At 58.3% G+C, this 18,840-nt stretch carries 13 protein-coding genes and 1 tRNA gene; 8 read left to right on the top strand and 6 right to left on the bottom strand.

Going from position 1 to position 18,840, the window contains the following annotated elements:
• Positions 1-473, top strand: a 473-nt coding sequence (locus AB5Y71_RS18350) for an IS5 family transposase (RefSeq protein WP_368172132.1), incomplete at its 5' end; no start/stop codon positions are given.
• 421 nt (positions 474-894) lie between these two features.
• Here AB5Y71_RS18350 and AB5Y71_RS18355 read toward each other — a convergent pair.
• Positions 895-982, bottom strand: a tRNA-Ser gene (locus AB5Y71_RS18355).
• A gap of 208 nt (positions 983-1,190) precedes the next feature.
• On the opposite strand from AB5Y71_RS18355, the gene AB5Y71_RS18360 reads away from it, so the two are divergent.
• The 3 genes from AB5Y71_RS18360 (at position 1,191) to AB5Y71_RS18370 (ending at position 4,626) form a co-directional block, all read left to right on the top strand.
• Entirely contained in the window at positions 1,191-1,847 is a 657-nt protein-coding gene (locus tag AB5Y71_RS18360; protein WP_005338308.1) for a Bax inhibitor-1/YccA family protein, read from the top strand.
• Between the two features lie 238 nt (positions 1,848-2,085).
• Complete coding sequence (yccS, locus tag AB5Y71_RS18365) at positions 2,086-4,251, top strand: YccS family putative transporter (RefSeq protein WP_368172183.1); 2,166 nt, start codon at positions 2,086-2,088, stop codon at positions 4,249-4,251.
• A gap of 24 nt (positions 4,252-4,275) precedes the next feature.
• A complete protein-coding gene (locus AB5Y71_RS18370; RefSeq protein WP_019446869.1) occupies positions 4,276-4,626 on the top strand; it encodes a TusE/DsrC/DsvC family sulfur relay protein in 351 nt (116 codons plus the stop codon).
• A gap of 99 nt (positions 4,627-4,725) precedes the next feature.
• On the opposite strand, the gene AB5Y71_RS18375 is transcribed toward AB5Y71_RS18370, so the two are convergent.
• Positions 4,726-5,640, bottom strand: a complete 915-nt coding sequence (locus AB5Y71_RS18375; protein WP_368172184.1) for a Gfo/Idh/MocA family protein — start codon at positions 5,638-5,640, stop codon at positions 4,726-4,728.
• A 128-nt stretch (positions 5,641-5,768) separates the two neighbouring features.
• Complete coding sequence (locus AB5Y71_RS18380) at positions 5,769-6,650, bottom strand: LysR family transcriptional regulator (RefSeq protein ID WP_368172185.1); 882 nt, start codon at positions 6,648-6,650, stop codon at positions 5,769-5,771.
• 105 nt (positions 6,651-6,755) lie between these two features.
• Between AB5Y71_RS18380 and AB5Y71_RS18385 the strand changes: the two genes are divergently transcribed.
• From AB5Y71_RS18385 to AB5Y71_RS18400, 4 genes are all read left to right on the top strand, one after another.
• On the top strand, positions 6,756-7,364 hold the full coding sequence (locus tag AB5Y71_RS18385; RefSeq protein WP_107684251.1) for a short chain dehydrogenase: 609 nt from the start codon (positions 6,756-6,758) through the stop codon (positions 7,362-7,364).
• Between the two features lie 420 nt (positions 7,365-7,784).
• Complete coding sequence (locus AB5Y71_RS18390) at positions 7,785-8,363, top strand: hypothetical protein (RefSeq protein ID WP_368172186.1); 579 nt, start codon at positions 7,785-7,787, stop codon at positions 8,361-8,363.
• A 290-nt stretch (positions 8,364-8,653) separates the two neighbouring features.
• Positions 8,654-10,153, top strand: a complete 1,500-nt coding sequence (locus AB5Y71_RS18395) for a histidine-type phosphatase (RefSeq protein ID WP_368172187.1) — start codon at positions 8,654-8,656, stop codon at positions 10,151-10,153.
• Positions 10,154-10,528: 375 nt separating this feature from the next.
• Positions 10,529-11,920: a hypothetical protein gene (locus tag AB5Y71_RS18400; RefSeq protein ID WP_368172188.1), complete on the top strand. Its 1,392-nt coding sequence runs from the start codon at positions 10,529-10,531 to the stop codon at positions 11,918-11,920.
• 121 nt (positions 11,921-12,041) lie between these two features.
• Here AB5Y71_RS18400 and AB5Y71_RS18405 read toward each other — a convergent pair whose 3' ends face one another.
• The 3 genes from AB5Y71_RS18405 to AB5Y71_RS18415 all read right to left on the bottom strand — a co-directional run bounded on the left by AB5Y71_RS18405 (position 12,042) and on the right by AB5Y71_RS18415 (position 18,782).
• The gene (locus AB5Y71_RS18405) at positions 12,042-14,405 is read right to left on the bottom strand and encodes a YgiQ family radical SAM protein (RefSeq protein WP_368172189.1); all 2,364 of its coding nucleotides are present in this window, start codon (positions 14,403-14,405) and stop codon (positions 12,042-12,044) included.
• A gap of 211 nt (positions 14,406-14,616) precedes the next feature.
• Complete coding sequence (locus tag AB5Y71_RS18410; RefSeq protein WP_368172190.1) at positions 14,617-17,733, bottom strand: efflux RND transporter permease subunit; 3,117 nt, start codon at positions 17,731-17,733, stop codon at positions 14,617-14,619.
• A complete protein-coding gene (locus AB5Y71_RS18415; RefSeq protein ID WP_368172191.1) occupies positions 17,733-18,782 on the bottom strand; it encodes an efflux RND transporter periplasmic adaptor subunit in 1,050 nt (349 codons plus the stop codon). The genes AB5Y71_RS18410 and AB5Y71_RS18415 overlap by 1 nt, the downstream gene beginning before the upstream one ends.
• Between the last annotated feature and the right edge of the window lie 58 nt (positions 18,783-18,840).

The raw sequence follows: 18,840 nt of genomic DNA on the forward strand, positions 1-18,840 counted from the left end.
ACTTCGGCATGAAGGCTCATATCGGTGTCGATGCCAAGAGTGGCCTGACGCACAGTCTGGAGACCACGGCAGCCAATGAGCACGACCTCAATCAAGTGGGAAATCGGCTCCATGGCGAGGAGGCATTTGTGTTCGCTGACGCAGGATGTCAGGGTGCAGAAAACCGTGAAGAGCTGGCGGATGTAAAGGCACAATGGGCGATTGTGATGCGACCTGGCAGGCTCAAGGAGCTCAAAAAGCATCCGCGCAAAAACAAGGCTGTGATTGCCTTTGAGAGGCTCAAATCCAGCATCCGCGCCAAAGTGGAGCACCCGTTTCGGATCATCAAACGTCAGTTTGGCTTTGTGAAGGCGCGGTTCAAGGGGCTGCGCAAGAACGACAACCAACTGGCGATGTTGTTTACGCTGGCGAATCTGTTTCGCGTGGACCAGATGATACGGGCATGGGATAGCTGTGCCCAAAAATCGAGATAAGCCTCGAAAATGAGGCTAAATGGCGCTTAATAGCCGAATACTTGCGGAAAAAGTCAGGTTTTTGGAGTGATGTGCATTTCAAATGCGGACAAAGAGTTCGTGGTGAAGGTGCGATCCACTTGTTCGCACCTTCCTTAATAAAGCAGGCGGCTCCAGTCCAGGTATCAAATTTATCGATATAGCTCAGTTGAGTTAGGATGACCATCTATAACTAAGGGGCCAGAGGCGCCATAGTTGACGCACCGAGCTTTGATGAGACCTTCTCTTGCTTTGGGTAACTTGAGGAAATCGTGGCAATGACCTGTCCAAGGGAGTGCTATCAAGGGGTAGGGCAGTCAACATCTAATGACATACTCACTGGCATACCAAGAATTTCAGAAACAAAAAAGCCCAACCGAATCAATCAGCTGGGCTATGTAGATGGCGGAGGAGGTGGGATTTGAACCCACGGATGGTCGCCCATCGCCGGTTTTCAAGACCGGTGCATTCAGCCGCTCTGCCACCCCTCCGAACGGCGTGCATACTACGCTAAGCCCTTGTTCATATGCAATACATATTTCCTGTGGGATAGTGTGCGGGAGCAAAATGGCAGGTGGCTTGAAATTGTTCCTCGTCATCCCTATTTGTTCTACATACAATGCGTAAACATGCAGTAACAAACAGCGATCACGAGGCGGCTGCTCGCCGTCTCACCCGGACATCAAGAGGACACCCAAGATGGATACCCGTTCTATCTACACTGGCACCCAAAGTGCCGTACGCGATACCAACAAGGTGCTGCGTAACACCTATATGCTGCTCTCCCTCACTCTGGGCTTCTCTGCCGTGGTGGCGGGGGTCGCTACCGTGATGAACATGCCGCCGCTGCACTGGGCCGTGTTCCTGATCGGTGTCTACGGTCTGATGTTCCTGACCGAGAAGAATCGCAACAACGGCATGGGTCTGGTCTTCACCTTCGCCCTGACCGGTCTGCTGGGCTATAGCCTGGGCCCCATCATCAACATGTACATGAACAATGGTGGTGGCGAGATCGTGATGACCGCCCTTGGCGGTACCGCGCTTACCTTCTTCGGTCTGTCGGCCTATGCCCTGACCACCAAGCGTGATCTCTCTTTCATAGGCGGTATGCTGTTCGTCGGTTTCTGGGTACTGCTGGTGGCCATGATTGCCAACATCTTCCTGCAGATGAGCGCCCTGAGCCTGGCCCTGTCCGCCATGTTCATGCTCTTCTCCTCCGGTGCCATCCTGCTGACTACCCAGCAGATCGTGCGCGGCGGCGAGACCAACTACATCTCTGCCACCGTCACTCTGTATGTCTCCATCTACAACATCTTCCTGAGCTTGCTGAGCCTGCTTGGCGGCAACCGCAACTAATCAAAAACCCCGCTTCGGCGGGGTTTTTATTGGCGTCGATTTTTGTCAGGATAAGTTGTAAATCAAGGATATGAAGCGAAGTGGCCCNGGGCCACTTCGCGCTTGGCGGGTTACTATCTCGCTCTCGTTTCGATCAAGGGTTTCACCTGTCTCATGCCGATGGATCTCTCTGGCCTGCTGCGCCGACTGCTGATTGATAGTCACATCGATTTTGCTTCGCTCAAGGGTGGTGCCTAGCATGCCCATGGAATTCTCCGGTTTGTTACGCCGACTGCTGACCGATAGTCATATCTACTTCGCTCTCAAGGTGCTGCTGGCCATTCTCGGTCTGCTCGCCTTCACCCTGGCCACCGGCAATATCCAGCTCACCGTGCTGCTCTCCCTCGGGGTAGTGGCGGGCGCCATCGCCGAAACCGACGACAGCCTGTGGGGACGGCTCAAGAACCTCGCCATGACGCTGATTTGCTTCATGTTCGCGTCGCTGTGCGTACAGTATCTCTACCCCACCCCCTGGCTGTTTGCCATCGGGCTGGCCAGCTCCACCTTTATCTTCGTGATGGTGGGGGCGCTCGGCGCTCGCTACGCCACCATCAGCTTCGGCTCGCTGCTGATCGCCATCTACACCATGCTGGGAGCCGCCAAGGCACCGGATCTCTTCTACCAGCCGCTGGCCCTCGGCGCTGGCGCCCTCTGGTACGGGCTGGTCTCGTTTATCTGGCTCTGGCTGCTGCCCTACAAAACCCTGCACGAGCAGCTGGCCCAGAGCTACTTCGCCCTTGGCCGCTACCTGCTGGAAAAGTCCCGCTTCTTCCCTGCGGACGAGCACGGCGCCCAGGCCATTCGCCACAATCTGGCCCAGCTCAACATCAATCTGGTGAGCGCGCTGACCCTCACCAAGTCGGCCCTCAACGCCCGCCTGAGCCGCCGCCACCCGGCGAGCCCCGAGCTTGCCAGCCTGCTGCGCCTCTATCTGCTGGCGCTGGAAATTCACGAGCGTGCCACCTCCAGCCACTACCCCTACAGCCGGCTGGAGGCGGAGCTCAAGCAGGGCATCGTACTGGAAGGATTTCAGGAGCTGTTTCTGCAACTCTCCGAGGCGTGCCAGCGGCTCGGTTACGCCATTCTGGTGCACAAGCCCTACGCCCATAACAAGCGCATTCACTGGACGCTGGAGGCCCTTGGCGATCAGCTGGAGTTCACCAATCTCAAGCAGCACTACCCGAAAACCCTGCTGACGCCGATGAAATTCCTGCGCCGCAATCTGGCCAGCATCAACCAGCTGCTGGGCAGCGCCGAAGTGCTGCAAAACCCCGAGCAGCCAGAGCAGGAGCTGCCCGCGCTGGCACGCCCGCCCCGCCTGCCGCTGCTGGCCCAGCTCAAGCAGCACCTCACCTTGCACTCCATGGTGTTTCGCCATGCGCTGCGTTTGTCACTCGGGCTGGTGATCGGCTACGGCATACTGCAAGCCTTTGATCTGGAAAAGGGCTACTGGATTTTGCTGACCGTGCTGTTTGTCTGCCAGCCCAGCTACAGCGCCACCCGCCGCCGACTGGTGCAGCGGATGCTCGGCACCTTCGCCGGCATACTGGTGGGCATTCCGGTGCTCTGGCTCTTCCCCGAGCTGCACGTTCAGCTGGTAGTGATGGGGCTGGCCGCCTTCCTCTTCTTCACCCAGGTGCGCAACAACTACAGCGCCGCAGTCTGCTTTATCACCCTCTACGTGCTGATGGCGTTCAACCTGCTTGATGGCATCGGCTTTGCGATCCTCGGGCCGCGGCTGCTCGATACCCTGCTTGGCTGCCTGATCTCCTACGGGCTGGTGGCCTGGCTCTGGCCGGACTGGCAATACAAGCGGCTGCCGACGCTGATCGCCAATTCGCTCTCGGCCAACGCCCGCTACCTCTCAGCGGTGCTGGCGAGCCTCAAGCAGCAGCGGGACGAGTCCATCGACTATCGGGTGGCGCGCAAGAGCGCCCATCTGGCAGACAGCGAACTGGCCACCGCCTGGCAGAGCATGCTGGTGGAGCCGCAAAAGCGCCGCCGCTTCCTCGATCTCTGCTTTACCCTCACCTGGCGCAACCACGCCCTGCTCTCCTACATCTCGGCGCTGGGGGCCCATCGCGACAAGCTGGAGGCCATCAGCGGGCTGGATGAGGTGCGCCACCACATCTGCCACACCCTGGAGCAAGCCGCCGGCCATCTGGCAGGCAACCCCTCCAGCTCCATCGGTGGTCAGAGCCCCCTTCTTTGCACGGACAGCAGTGCAGACAGCAGCGAGGAGCAGCTGATGCTGACCCAGCAGCTCAACCTGATCAGCGAGCTGGCGGATCAACTGCTGCATCTGGCCAACGAGAGTCGGTTGCTCACCGGGGATCAAGGCGCTACCATGCCCGCCCAATCCTGATAGCCCCATTAGCGAGGAGCCCTCATGTCTGCGTCCGAAAAACATCAGCTGGAATTCAACGGCCAACTCATCGAGACCGATGCCAAGGGCTACCTGCTCAACAGCAACGACTGGAGCGAGGAGCTGGCGCTGGTGCTGGCCGCGCAGGAGGGGATCACGCTTGAGGAGCCGCACTGGGAAGTAGTGCGCTTTGTGCGCGCCTTCTATCTGGAGTTCAACACCTCCCCCGCCATCCGCGCACTGGTCAAGGCGATGGAGAAGCAGTATGGCCCCGAGAAGGGCAATAGCCGCTACCTCTACAAGCTGTTCCCGGAAGGGCCCGCCAAGCAGGCGACCAAGATTGGCGGCCTGCCCAAGCCGGTGAAGTGCATCTGATCCCATAACAACGGGGGGCCGCAACTGCGGCCCCCCGTTGTGTTTGGTGCGCAACCTTCGCGCACCTCGTATTCATATCCCTCAGGCTTCCAGCAAGCCTTATTCTCGCTTGTCAGCCAGCGCCACCAACTGCTCCGCCAGCCGGTGACCGTGCAGGTAGGAGGTAATCAGCTCGCTATCCGCCTTGCCGATTTCAATCTGCTGATACCAGTGCGCCAGCATGGCAGCAAAGCCGCGCTGGGCCAGCACCGGCTGCCAGTCGTTGGGGCTAAGCATCTGCGCCTGCTTGTCGCGGGCGATGATGCCGCGGGTGCAGTTCTCAAGGTGCAGGGAAAGATTGTCGCCGTAGGCATCGATGCGCTCCTCGGTGATCCCGGCGCTGCGGTTCATGCTGCCGCTGATGGCGCGATCGCCGCTCTGCCAGCTTACGCTCACCCCGGCCAACAGGCTGTTGTCCTGCGCACAGGGGCGCAATACCGCATGAAAGTCGCCGCCCGGCACGCCGCCATAGAAGCAGAGGCTGTCGAGCACATGGATAAAGTCATCGAACATAAAATCCCGCGCCTTGCCCGGCAGGGCGAAGCGGTGTTTCTGCCAGTTCAGCTCAGTGAGCGGCCGAGCCCGCGCCTCGGCCATGGCGGGCAGATAGCGGCGGTTAAAGCCGGTAAAGAGGGCGCAATCTTGCGCGATGGCGAGGTTGGCCAGCGCCTCGGCCTCGGCCAGATTGTCGCACAGGGGCTTGTCGACAAAGGTGGGGATACCGGCGCGCAGGCACTGCTCGGCCAGCTCGCGGTGAACGGCGGTCGCGGCGTGGATCATCACGGCGTCGGGGCGGCTGGCCAGCATGGCCGCCACATCGGTAAAGCACTCGGCGACCCGATACTGGCGGGCCAGCTTTTCCAGCACCGATGGACTCCGGGTGCAGAGCAGCGGGGTGACCCGCTCATCGCTCGCCAGCAGCGGCAGATAGGCTTTTTGGGCTATATCCCCCAGACCAATCATGGCAATGCGCATCTCAACTCCTTTTCACTCGATAACGAGACAAGCGGATAACAGCCCGCACCATCGCAGGATTTACCCCGCAGATCCAGCCTGCCGTTAGCGCACTGGCTGGCATGTGCAGCTCTGTGCAAACGGCGATGTTATCTCGGCATGGCAAGATCGCTGACCGACTTGATCACCTCGGCCAGCCACTCGATGGCGAGATTGCCCTGGCTTTTGCGGTGTCTGCCGACCACCACCTCGAACGGCTGGGGCGCCCCGGCCAGCTCCAGCACACGAAAATCCCCAAGGGCGGCGATGGCCGACGGAATGCAGGCCGCCACGTCATTGACCGACATAAAGGCTTGCAGCGAGGTGTAACAGGGGAGCGTCGCCACCGCCGCGCTGGCAACCTGCTGCGGGCTCATCTGCCCTTCGAAATTGCCGACGCTGTTGGCTAACTGCACAAAGGGGATGGCCGCCAGATCCTGCGGGGCGTTGTCCGGAAGATATCGGGAGTCGCGGCGCAGCACGCAGCAGTAGTGATCCCGGCGCAGGGTGGCACGCAGCAACCCCGGGTCGAGATAGGCATCAAAACCAATCACCAGATCGACCTCGCCACTGGCCAGCGCCTCTAGATGCTGCTCGGCCTGAAAGTCCACCACATCGAGCCGGATGGAGGGCGCCTGAGTGCGCAGGGCGCTCGCCAGCCTTGGGATAATGGCGAGCTGGGCATATTCGTTGGCCATCACCCTGAAGGTGCGCTGGCTGCTGGCGGGATCGAAGGGGGTTGCCACAAAGACCCCGTCGATATCGGCCAGGATCTGCTCAAACCTGGCGGCCAGCTCGCAGGCGTAGTCGGTCGGCTGCAACCCGGCGCTCTGGCGGATAAACAGCTCGGCGGGAAAGAGGTCGCGCAGCTTTTTCAAATGGCTGCTCACCCCCTGCTGGGAGATCTCCAGCAACTCGGCCACCCGCGACACACTCTTGTATCTCACCAGCAGCACCAGCACCCTCATCTGCCTGATATCGATCTTCTCCACCCTTACCTCACCAATATAAGTTGTATCACATACAAACCACCCATGATTTACATTGTATCAGTGGCTATCTAACCTTGCAGCTCTTCCAGCAAAGCTAGGTTAACGATGAAAACTGTCATTATGATTGGTGCTCAGGGGAAAATGGGGCAAGCCGCCCTCAGTGGTCTGGGCAAGCACAAGGTCATTACCGCCAGCCGCTCCGGCGAGGGGTGTGATTTTCAGGTGGATATCACCAGCAGAGAGTCCATCGAGCGGCTCTACCAAAACGTGGGCTCCTTCGATGCAGTGGTCAATACCGCCGGCTATTGCGAATACGCCCCCTTTGGCGAGATGAGCGACGAGCAGTGGCAAACCACCATCCAGAGCAAGCTGATGGGGCAGATCAATCTGGTCAATATCGGCCTCAACTACATCAATCAGGGGGGCTCCTTCACCCTGATCTCCGGCATCCTCAATATCAAGCCGATCCCGCTGGCCATTGCCGATGCCACCACCAGCGGCGCCATCGATACCTTTGTCCAGTGCGTGGCCCACGAGCTGCCCCGCGGCATCCGCATCAATGTGGTCAATCCGACCGTGCTGGAAGAGGCGTGGGACGTATATGGCGAGATGATGCCGGGCTTCCAGCCGGTGCCGGGCGCTTTGGTCGGCAAGGCGTTTGAGCGCTCCGTCGATGGCTTTATTAGCGGCCAGGTGCTCTATGTAGATGCCTGATCTTCTTCAGACCTGATCCCAATGCCTTTGTAATTCTTTGTCGATGTTTTTCCTCTTCCCCGAAAGCTCTGCTCTCGGGGCTTTTTGCATAGAGGAACCGGAGTAGCGACAGAATATGATTTCATTTCGACGGCGGCACACAGATTTATGTCATCCGGGTCACTGTCAGAGCGGCCTCGTTTGGCTTACTATGGCGCTCTTGTCCCTGTTGCCGAGCAAAGGGACTATTTCAGCCATTTGCCGGAATGAATTACCGCTGACCAACGCCCTGTTTGGCCGCTGCTTATTGGCGCGGCCACTATTGCCTGTGCGCTATCGGCACTTATAAAACGCGTTATTTATGGATGTATAACGATGAAATCATCAATTGCACTCAAAGCCTTGTCGCCCTATATATTCGCAATATTGTCAGTTGGACTGATGTCCAGCGGATATCATGCGCTGCCGATCTATTGCGGCCTGGCCATTGTCGTCTATCCGGTGCTGGTTGCCATGATGGCGGACGAGTGGGAAAAACAGGGGCTGGTCTATCGCGAATCAACCCAGGTCGAGGTTGATGTCAATGTGCGCGGGATCCTGATCAAAGAGCAGAGACGGCATCTGGAGAATCTCTATTTTGTCTCGCCGGACGTGATGCAGACCAAACTCACCAGCCTCGCCCGCCTCAAACTGCTGCTCTGCGGCGCCATGTTTGCCGTGTCACTCTATGAACTCGCGCAGCAGGCCGAAGCACAATTTGCCCTGCACGCCGTCAATCAGATCGATATCAATCTGCTGGATATATGTGGCCTGATGATCGGCCTTGGTGGGGTGCTGTTTCTCGGCCACTGCGCGAGAAAAAGCCTCTCCCTCTATGGAACCTGTCGCCATAAAAACTATCTGGTGCAGAGCCATAACGAACCCGGCGTCCAGCTCTATAGCGCAGCCATTTCTACCAAGGCGGCAAACCTGCAAGTGACCCATACCCGCATGTTCGATGCCTTATTGGCGTGGTATTGAGCAACCCTTAATTGGCAATCTTCAATCGACCTCCCCCCTTTGGATCAAGATGGCGGGGCAGGAGGTAAGACAATAAGGCCCCATCCCAAACGCGCTCACGGACCACTCTGCCGTGACAGGCGCAGTGGTTGGTTGAGCCTCTATTGCCCTCCCTATAACCATCCTCTGCCCCTCCCCTTGCTTACTGCTTTATCAGAAGTCATCTGCCTGTCATCTGGCTGACATCCCGCGGTCATTTTCAAGCCATAGAGTTTTTCACTTATTTTTCATATGGATAGATAAGGAACATCATGACTTTCCCGCGCTCTTCTTATGTGGCTGTGGCCGTCTCGCTGGTCTTGCTTGGCGGCTGCCAGTCAGAGAACGAATCGTCTGCCGACAGCCAGGGCAAAACGGCCTATCAATACAGCACCAAAGCGGTCTACAGCCCGCAGCAGCAGGCGGAGAGCTACGAGCCAGCGCCTCAGGGGTTCAGCCCGGTCTTTACCGAGATGGTGGCGCGCCACGGCTCGCGCTCCCTCTCCAGCCCGAAATATGACGTGCTGACCAAGCTGGTATGGGAAGAGGCGCAGCGTCAGGGGGCGCTCACCACTCTCGGGCAGGGGCTGGGAGGCAAGGTCGATCTGGTGACGGCCGCCAACCAGAAACTGGGTTATGGCCTGCTCTCGGCGCTGGGCAAGGAGGAACACGCCAATCTCGCTACCCGGCTGGCGGCGCGGCTGCCGACCCTGCTCAACAGCAGCGAACCCCACTGCATCAAGGTGGTCACCTCGGGCAAGGACAGGGCCAACGAAAGCGCCTTCTACTTTATGGAGAGCCTCAAGCGCAACGTGAGCTATGTCAGCGACTCGGCGCAGTGCTACCTCACGCAGGATGACCCCTCGAAGATCGACAAAAAGCTGGTCAACAAGTTCGAGCTCTACTTCCACAAGACCACGCCCGAGGGGGATTACGCCCGCTACCTGCCCGCCTATGAGAGCTACCAGCGCTTTATCGGCGACGAGGATGCAGGAATCGCCCCGGCCCCCGAGCTGGCCAGGGCGCTGGATCAGCTTAAAAACCTGAGCAAGACCAAAGAGATGGCCCGCAGCATGCTGGAGCGTATCTACAGCAAGGGCTTTGTTGACTATCTGGCGGGCGGCGTCGAGTTTGTCGCCGTCAACCCGGAAGATGGCGGCATGACCTATGTGCGCGACGAGGTGGATGCGGCCCTGATGCTCTACAACCTCTTTATCATCGGCCCCGGCATGATCCGCGAAGCGCAGGCACAGGGCAGCGAGCCCTGGGCGCTGGAGCAGTTCCTCACTCCGGAGGAGTCTGCCTGGTTCTCCTACCTCTCCGATGCGGAAGATTTCTACGAGAAGGGGCCGAGCTTTGCCAACCAGAATGCCCCCTACGCCATTGCCCAGCCGCTGCTCGACGGCCTGTTTGGCGAGGTGCAGCGTCAGGTCGTGGAGGGTGAGCAGAGCCGACAGGCCACCCTGCGCTTTGCCCACGCCGAGGCCATTATCCCCCTCGCCGCCCTGATGAAGCTGGAAGGGAGCCGTCAGGGGGCCAGCGCGGATCAGCTGTTCAGCCAGCAGAACAACGAGTGGCGCGGCGGCTGGGTCTCCCCCTATACCGCCAATATTCAGTGGGATATCTACCAGAACGGGCAGCGGCAGGTGCTGGTCAAGATGCTCTACAACGAAAAGGAGATCGCCTTTAAAACGGGCTGCCAGCCCTACCAAAGCGGCAGCCACTACTACGATTTCGAGGAGCTCAAGCGCTGCTACGGCTATAACGGCTAACCCTTCACGCGCCAGATATGGCAATCACAAGGGGCGACCTGCGGGTCGCCCCAATTCACTCCCTTCCCTGCTTGCCAAAGCGGGATATGGCGATAAAGCCGCCTTCCAGTTCCATTTGCTGATCAAGCGCAAAAAATGATTAATTTCTGATGGTTATGTCACTTAAAGGCTCGCCTCGGCAGTTTCGTTTGGCTTACCATGGCCATTCAGAACCTGTTGAGCTGCGATGGGTTGCTGCCAGCGCAGATCAAGGGAGCATATTGGAAGCTGTAATCCACGGGCGGTAGTGTGTTATTCAGCACTGTTACACCTTGCTTAGAAAAGTTGGTGTATCAAAATTCGATCCCCATCAATTAAACGGAAATTGAGGTGTCAATGTTAAATGATGTAGCTTCAGAGTTGGAAAAATTACAAAAACTATTAAACAGAAGTAACTCTCTTTTTGCTTTTTCGACAGAACTCAGAGGTGCTCATTTCGATTCTAACTCTAAGCTCACAGAGCTGATTTATACATCAACGACAACACCTAAAAATGCAAATGCTACATATTTATTACGCTCAAAACCAATATCATTAAAATTAAAATCCCCCCTATTCATATCAAAAATAGAAATAACATCCTTTACCAAAAGACCAATAATAATATCTTATACCGATACAATTGGGACAGTTCACAGTCAAGTAGGCGACAACTTTAAAACTACTAATATCGAAGGAACTTTTCAATTAGTTTATAGCATTTGTGCTCCAATATCAGAGCTTTCTATATCTACAGTTGATGGAGAGGTGACTCTTAGAAGAGTTCAAGGCTTTATATTCTATGAAACAGCAACAACACAAAATAGCTCTATAGCATTATCAAATCATATTGATCGACTTCGCATTATTCAAAGCAAAGTTAATAAGATATATGATGAATTAACCTCAGAGAAGCTTTCTATAGAAAAACTTGGTACTGAGATCAAAGAAAAAGAAAAAATCTTTGAGAAAAAATCATCTGATCTTGACGCCATAATTTTAGAAAAAGAAGACCAATTAGAAGAGATTGAAAAGGAAATAAAAGCTATTGAAGGTAAACTAGTCGATCAAAAGTCTCAATTAGCTGAGTCAAGTGCAACACTGAGCTTAACACGTAAAGAAACTGAGAGCTTATCACAAGCCAGAAAAACTAATGCGGAAGCGCTAGAACAACTTCAGGCCAACGTTAGAGCCGAAAATTATAAATTACATCAATTACAGAAAGATGTAGATATATTTAGTGAGGATTTAAAGTCATTCACTGGCGAGACTAGAAAACAGCAAATATTTTATGGGGTAATTTGCTTGGTCTTGCTCTGCATTCTAATTTTTATAACAAATTCATTATTTGAAAGAGCTAGCGATTTAATCACCTATTTTGATAACGGGAAAATAAAAAGTATTTGGGATGTCATCTTAAGCCGCATACCATTCATGTTGTCTGTTATTGGTATAGTGACTTTCGTTGCAGAAGGCGTACGGCGATGCCTCAATCAAATTATGATTATTCACGAGCAACGCTTAGCCTTTTTAAGGCTATCAATCGTTGCTCGTGAAGTTATTGATGCATCCACATTAGACTGTGAGCTAAGTAAAGAAGATGTGGTTAAACTGAGAACCAAACTAAAGCTAGCTATGCTTCGCCAGCATATGGAAAAAGATCTCGGAAAAGATGTTGTCACTTTAGAATATATAAGTGATGAACAAAAAAATGCAGATGACGAGGAACTACATAAAAAAGCAGCCTAGCCATAAAATGGCATAACCGCATTTTTATATATAGATATATCCTTTAATAAAAATTTTCTAAAAATAAAAAGGCGACCATCCGGTCGCCTTTTTTATTTCTATCACTTTTCAATCAGGAAACTCACCGAGCCGGTCGCTTGGCACCATTGCCTTTAGCCGCAGGCTTGCCGCCCTGAGTGGCGGGTTTGGCCCCCGGCTTGGCAGATCCTGCGCGGGTCGGGGTTTTACCCTTATGGGCGGGTTTTCCGGCAGGTTTGCTTTTACCTGCATTCTGGCCCGCACTCTTGCCTTCACCCTGTACGGCCGGTTTGCCGTTAGCCGCCCCTTTCTGCAACTGGGAACCCACCGGCTTGCCGCCGGTCGGCTTGTTGCCTGTGCCATTGCCACGCTGGTGACTGATGTTGCTGTGACGGGTCAGGGCCGGTTTCAGCCCCTTGCCGCTGGCGGCGCGCTCGTTGCGACCTTCCGCCGGCACCAGACAGCCGGGACCGTTGCCAATCAGGTGGCCCTTGCCCATGGCGAGCAGGGCTTCGCGGATCATCGGCCAGCCAGCGGGGTCGTGGTAGCGCAGCAGCGCCTTGTGCAGGCGGCGACGGCGCTCGCCCTTGGCAACAAACACATCGCCACCGGTGCGGCTCACCTTGTTTAACGGGTTTTTCTCCGTGTAATACATGGTGGTGGCGTTGGCGAGCGGCGACGGATAGAAGTTCTGCACCTGATCGAGCTTGAAGCGGTTCTCTTTGACCCAGAGCGCCAGATTGATCATGTCTTCATCGGTGGTGCCCGGGTGGGCGGAGATAAAGTAGGGGATCAGGTACTGCTGCTTACCCGCCTCTTTGGAGTATTTGTCGAACAGCTCCTTGAACTGGTAGTAGCTGCCCATGCCCGGCTTCATCATCTTGGAGAGCGGCCCCTCCTCGGTGTGTTCCGGTGCGATCTTGAGGTAGCCGCCGACGTGGTACTTGGCCAGCTCCTTGATATAGCGGGGATCTTCCACCGCGATGTCGTAACGCACGCCGGAGGCGATGAGGATCTTCTTGATCCCCTTGAGGTCGCGCGCCTTGCGATAGAGGTTGATGGTCGGGCTGTGGTCGGTGTCCATGTGCGGGCAGATGGTGGGCCAGACACAGGAGGCGCGACGGCAGGTCTGCTCGGCCTTGGGGCTCTTGCAGCGCAGCTTGTACATGTTGGCGGTAGGGCCGCCGAGATCCGAGATGACGCCGGTAAAGCCCGGCACCTTGTCGCGGATATCTTCGATTTCCTTGAGGATCGACTCTTCCGAGCGGCTCTGGATGATGCGCCCTTCGTGCTCGGTGATGGAGCAGAAGGAGCAGCCGCCAAAGCAGCCGCGCATGATATTGACCGAGGTCTTGATCATCTCGAAGGCCGGGATCTTCTCGTTGCCATAGGCCGGGTGCGGCACCCGCTGGTAGGGCAGGCCGAATACGCCGTCCATCTCCTCGGTTTCCAGCGGGAAGGCGGGCGGGTTGACCCAGACGATGCGATCGCCGTGAGCCTGCGACAGGGCGCGGGCACAGCCGGGGTTAGTCTCGTGGTGCAGAATGCGCGAGGCGTGGGCGTAGAGCACCTTGTCCTCTTTCACCCGCTCGAACGCCGGCAGCTTCACATAGGTTTTTTCCCACGGCTTGGGTTTGGCCGGCTGCACCAGCACGGGCTGGGCTTCCTGCGCGGCAGGTGCCGCGTCGGTGGCATCGTCAGAGCATGGGGCCCCTTCCATATAGGGGTTCATGATGGGATCGATGCGGCCAATCTGGTCGAGCTTGCTCGAATCCACCCCTTTCCAGCCCGGCAGCGGCTCCTTGCGGATGACGGCAGTGCCGCGAATATCCTGCATGGTCTCGATGGTCTCCCCCGCCGCGATGCGGTGGGCGACTTCCACCAGCGGCCGCTCGGCGTTGCCGTAGATGAGGATATCGGCCTTGGCATCGAGCAGGATGGAGCGGCGGATGGTCTCGGACCAGTAGTCGTAGTGGGCGATGCGGCGCAGGGATGCCTCGATGCCACCGATGACCACCGGCACCTCTTTGAAGGCTTCTTTACAGCGCTGGGTATAGACCAGAGTCGCGCGATCCGGCCGCTTGCCGCCCACATCCCCCGGGGTGTAGGCGTCGTCGTGGCGCAGCTTTTTGTCGGAGGTGTAGCGGTTGATCATGGAGTCCATGTTGCCCGCGGTCACCCCGAAGAAGAGGTTCGGTTTGCCCAGACGCATAAAGTCATCCTTCGATGACCAGTCCGGCTGGGCGATGATGCCGACCCGAAAACCCTGCGCTTCGAGCATCCGGCCGATGACCGCCATACCGAAGCTCGGGTGATCCACATAGGCATCCCCCGTCACCAGAATGACGTCGCAGCTGTCCCAACCGAGCTTGTCCATCTCTTTGCGGGACATGGGCAGGAAGGGCGCCGTGCCGTAGCACTCGGCCCAATAGCGGGGATAGGAGAAAAGGTTGGTAACCGGCTGCATTTTAACCACCTGGAACAATTCGGGTCGCGCATTATACCGATTGCGGCCAAGGGGGGCGATGGCTTTTTGTCCCTATAGATCCCGCGGAATAAGCCGCTGCCCGCAATAGCAAGGGCGCCCGCAGGCGCCCTTGTGATGATGGAGGCTGATAACCGGCCCCGCTTGAGCGCGCAGGTCAGGGTTCAGGCCAGGATTGAGGCCAAAGTGCTGATCAGGGCGCCGGAGGGTGCGACTCCCCTGCCCCCTTGGCGGCCAGCGCTTCGTCTACCTGTTGATCCCGCGCCCCTGTCATGCCAGCGTGACGGGCGATCAGATGGTAGATGGCGGGCACCACCAGCAGGGTAACCAGGGTTGCCAGCGACAGTCCGAAGAAGACCACAGTACCCACCGCCATCCGGCTCTCGTAGCCGGCCCCCATGGAGAGCATCAGCGGTACCGCGCCGATAATGGCGGTGAGCGAGGTCATCAGGATAGGGCGCAAGCGGCGCACCGAGCCTGCGATGATCGCCTCCTCGAACCCTTCCCCGCGCTGGCGCAGCTGGTTGATGAACTCGACGATGAGGATGCCGTTCTTGGTCACCATGCCAATCAGCATGATCATGCCGATCTGGCTGTAGATGCTCATCTCCTGCCCTGTCAGCCAGAGGCCAAGCAGGCCGCCGAAGATGCCGAGCGGCACCGTCACCATCACCACCGCCGGGGTCAGGGTGCTCTCGAACTGGGCCACCAGCACCAGATAGACCACCAGCAGGGCGAGGCCAAAGACCAGCACCATCTCCCCCTGATTGTCGCGGTAATCCTTGGAATCACCGGCGTAATCCACCGTCATGCCGGTGGGCAGGTTGGCGTTGGCCCAGCCATCGAGGAAATCGAGGGCCTCACCCAGGGTGTGATCCGGGTGCACATCGGCGGTCAGGGTAATCGCCTTTTGCCGCTGGTAGTGGTTGAGTCGGTTGGCAGTCGCCACCTGCTTGACGGTCGCCAGGGTCGAGAGACTGACCATCTCGCCGTTGGCGGCCTTCAGGTAGATTCGACCGAGATCCGAGATGCCGTTGAACTCGGTCTGGTTGCCGCGCAGGTAGACGTCATACTCCTCACCCCTGTCCACATAGGTGGTCTTGCTCGCCCCGCCCAACAGGGTCTGCAAGCTGTTGGCCACGGTGGAGACCGGAATGCCAAGCTGGCTGGCGCTGTCGCGATTGATGGTCACCTGCAGCTCGGGGGTCTTCTCGGCGTAGTCGAGATCCGGGCTCAGCATCAGGCCGCTGCCCTGCGCCGCCTGTTGCAGCGCCAACCCTTGCTGGTAGAGCTCGGCATAGTCGTTACCCTGCAGCACGAACTGCACCGGTGCGGTGGAGCCACCGCGGAAACCGGGCTGGAAGGTGCGGATCATCACATCGGGAATGCCGGAGAGCTTGGCACCCAGCGAGCGGGAGAACTCGGTGGCGGTGACGTCGCGCTCGGCCCAGTCGGTGAGCTGGATGATCACCATACCGGTCTGATCGCCGCCACGGCCAAAGGCAGGGGTACTGAAGCTCAGCGCCTGCACCACCCCTTTGCCCAGCATCGGCATGATGGCGGACTCCACCTGCTGCATGTTGCGCTTCATCCGCTCGATGCTGGTCCCCTCTGCCCCCTTGACGAAGACATAGATGACGCCGCGATCCTCGGTCGGGGTGAGGCTGGTCGGCAGTTGGGTAAAGAGGGCACCGATACCGCCCAGACAGAGCAGCAGCACCAGCGGCGTCCAGCGGGAGCGATGCAGCACCCACGCCAGCAGGTGGCGATAGTGCCCCTCCAGCCAGCCGAGCCCGCGATCGAGCCCGGCGGTGAGCCGGTTCGGTTTATCAAGCGGGCGCATCAGCCAGGAGCCCATGGCCGGGGTCAGGGTCAGCGCCACCAGCGAGGAGCAGAGCACCGCCAGCGATAGCAATATCGCAAACTCGGTAAAGAGCCGCCCCACCATGCCATCCATAAAGGCGATGGGGACGAACACCATCACCAGCACGGCGGTGGTGGCGATGACCGCAAAGCCCACCTCGCGGGTGCCGTGCCAGGCGGCCAGCAGCGGCGGTTCACCCCGCTGCAGATGGTGGTGGATGTTCTCCACCACCACGATGGCATCATCCACCACCAGGCCGATGGCGAGGATCAGCGCCAGCAGGGTGATGAGGTTGATGGAAAAGCCGAAATACCAGGCGCCGATAAAGGCGGAGATGAGCGACACCGGCACCGTGATGGCCGGAATGAGCGTGGTGCGCCCCTGCCCGAGGAACAGATAGAGCACCGCCACCACCAGCACGGCGCAGATGGCCAGGGTCTCGTACACCTCGTCGATGGCCTGCTTGATAAAGATGGTGGAGTCGTAATCCACCTCGAGCTTGGCCCCCTCCGGCAGGAAGCGCTGCATCTCGCCGAGTTTCTTCTCGATCCCCTGCGCCACCGCCAGCGGGTTGGCGGTGGACTGGGCGACGATGCCGATACCCAGACTCTCTTTGCCGTTGCGCTGGTAGGCGCTGTCTTCGTTCTTGGCCCCCACCTCCACATCGGCGATATCGGCCAGATAGACGCTCTGGCCGTTGGCGGCGGTGGTGACTTGCAGTTGTTGGAAATCTTCCGCTGTGTGATAGAGACGGGCGATCTGCACCGCCATGGTCATGGAGTTGTTGCGGATCTCGCCGCCCGGCAGCTCGATATTCTCCCGCTTGAGGGCCTCTTCCACATCGCTCACCGTGATGCCACGGGCCGCCATGTCGGCCGGGCGCAGCCGCACATACATCACCTGGGTGAGATCGCCGGAGAGCGCCACTTCGCTCACGCCGTCCACCAGACTCAGGGGGTCAACCAGCACCCGGTTGGCGTAGTCGGTCATGGCGGTGCGATCCATCTGGCTGCTGCTGAAGTTGAGCCAGATCGCCACATCGCCGTTGCCACTGTCCTTGGTCACCAACGGCTCGTCCACATCATCGGGCAGCCGTGGCCGCGCGCGGGAGAGGGCATCGCGCACATCGGAGATCCCCTCCACCATGTTCCAGCCGAGCTTGAACTCGACGGTGATCATCGAGCGCCCCTTGCGAGTCATGGAGTTGATGTTCTTGATGCCGCTGATGCCGGAAAGCTGATCCTCGATGGGCTTGGTGACCTGACTCTCCATCACCGAGGGGGCCGCCCCCTCATAGGTGGTGGTGATGGAGACCGAGGGGATCTGCACGTCCGGCATCTCCCGCACCGTCAATTTGCTGAAGGCGACCAGACCAAACACGGTGAGCAGGGCACTGAGCACCACCGCCACCAGCGGGCGGCGAACTGAGATATCGGAGAGCCACATCAGCCGTTCACCTCGGCCAGATCACGCACCTGCACCCCATCACGCAGATTGACCAGCCCCTCGACCACGATGCGATCGCCGACCTTGAGCCCCTCGGTGACCCAGACGGTCTCCCCTTCGGTTTCGCCGAGCACCACTGGCACCCGCTTGACCCGGCCATCGGCCTCGAGACGGTAAACAAAGCGCTGCTCACCGGCATACTCCACCGACTGGGCGGGGATCAGGGTAAGCTGCTGGGCAGGCAGTGCCAGCTCCACATTGAGCAGCATGCCCGGGCGCAACTGACCGTTGCCATTGGGGATCATCACCCGCGCCTTGATGTTCTGGGTATCGTTGGAAATGCGGCTGTCGAGGGTGGTCAGGGTGCCGTTGAATTGCTGATCCGGCCAGGCGGTACTGGTGGCGGTCACCGCCATGCCGGGGCGCAGCAGGGCGAGGTAGCGCTCCGGCACCGCCAGATCGAGGCGCAGTTTGTCCAGTTCATCCAGATGCAACAGGGTGTCGCCGCTGTTGACCAGCGCCCCTTCACTCAAGTCAATCAGACTCACGGTACCGGCAAAGGGCGCCTGCAGGGTACGCAGGGAGAGCTCGTAACGGGCGGCATCAAGGCGTGCCTGCACCTGGGCCACGATGGCCTCCTGCCCCTCCAGCTCGGATTGGGTCACGGCGCCACGGGCCACCAGCTTGCGCATATCACTCAGCTTGCGGTTCTCGTCGCGCAGACTGGCGCTCTGCTCGGCCAGCTCCGCCTGCTGCTTGCCCGCATCCAGCGCGATCAGGGTCTCCCCCTTCGCCACGCTCTGGCCTGATTGCACCGCAATCTTGACGATGCGGCCGGTCACTTCGGGGCTGATGATGACGGAACGATTGGCCGCCAGCTTGCCCACCAGCTTGAGAGTCGGCTCGGCCAGACTCTGTTTGACGGTTTGAGTGCGGATATTGACCTGTCTGGTCGGTGCTTTGGCGGCGGGTTCGCTGTGACGCAGCGCCCAGACGCCGGCAACCACGATTAGAAGAAGGCCCAAGCCGAGCCAGATACGCATTTTCATCGAACAATCCATGAAGAGTGAGAGGGTAAATCCAGATTGGGGCCATTTTAGCCCCAGA

It is taken from the genome of Aeromonas sp. R9-2, assembly GCF_040908025.1.
GTDB classification, from domain to species: domain Bacteria; phylum Pseudomonadota; class Gammaproteobacteria; order Enterobacterales; family Aeromonadaceae; genus Aeromonas; species Aeromonas veronii.

What these genes read in the sequence shown, in the direction of transcription:
- AB5Y71_RS18400 (WP_368172188.1), top strand. Translation starts at nt 10,529, where the DNA reads ATGTTAAATGATGTAGCTTCAGAGTTGGAAAAATTACAAAAACTATTA.
- yccS (WP_368172183.1), top strand. Translation starts at nt 2,086, where the DNA reads ATGCCCATGGAATTCTCCGGTTTGTTACGCCGACTGCTGACCGATAGT.
- AB5Y71_RS18375 (WP_368172184.1), bottom strand. Translation starts at nt 5,640, where the DNA reads ATGCGCATTGCCATGATTGGTCTGGGGGATATAGCCCAAAAAGCCTAT.
- AB5Y71_RS18360 (WP_005338308.1), top strand. Translation starts at nt 1,191, where the DNA reads ATGGATACCCGTTCTATCTACACTGGCACCCAAAGTGCCGTACGCGAT.
- AB5Y71_RS18390 (WP_368172186.1), top strand. Translation starts at nt 7,785, where the DNA reads ATGTCCAGCGGATATCATGCGCTGCCGATCTATTGCGGCCTGGCCATT.
- AB5Y71_RS18410 (WP_368172190.1), bottom strand. Translation starts at nt 17,733, where the DNA reads ATGTGGCTCTCCGATATCTCAGTTCGCCGCCCGCTGGTGGCGGTGGTG.
- AB5Y71_RS18385 (WP_107684251.1), top strand. Translation starts at nt 6,756, where the DNA reads ATGAAAACTGTCATTATGATTGGTGCTCAGGGGAAAATGGGGCAAGCC.
- AB5Y71_RS18395 (WP_368172187.1), top strand. Translation starts at nt 8,654, where the DNA reads ATGACTTTCCCGCGCTCTTCTTATGTGGCTGTGGCCGTCTCGCTGGTC.
- AB5Y71_RS18405 (WP_368172189.1), bottom strand. Translation starts at nt 14,405, where the DNA reads ATGCAGCCGGTTACCAACCTTTTCTCCTATCCCCGCTATTGGGCCGAG.
- AB5Y71_RS18415 (WP_368172191.1), bottom strand. Translation starts at nt 18,782, where the DNA reads ATGAAAATGCGTATCTGGCTCGGCTTGGGCCTTCTTCTAATCGTGGTT.
- AB5Y71_RS18370 (WP_019446869.1), top strand. Translation starts at nt 4,276, where the DNA reads ATGTCTGCGTCCGAAAAACATCAGCTGGAATTCAACGGCCAACTCATC.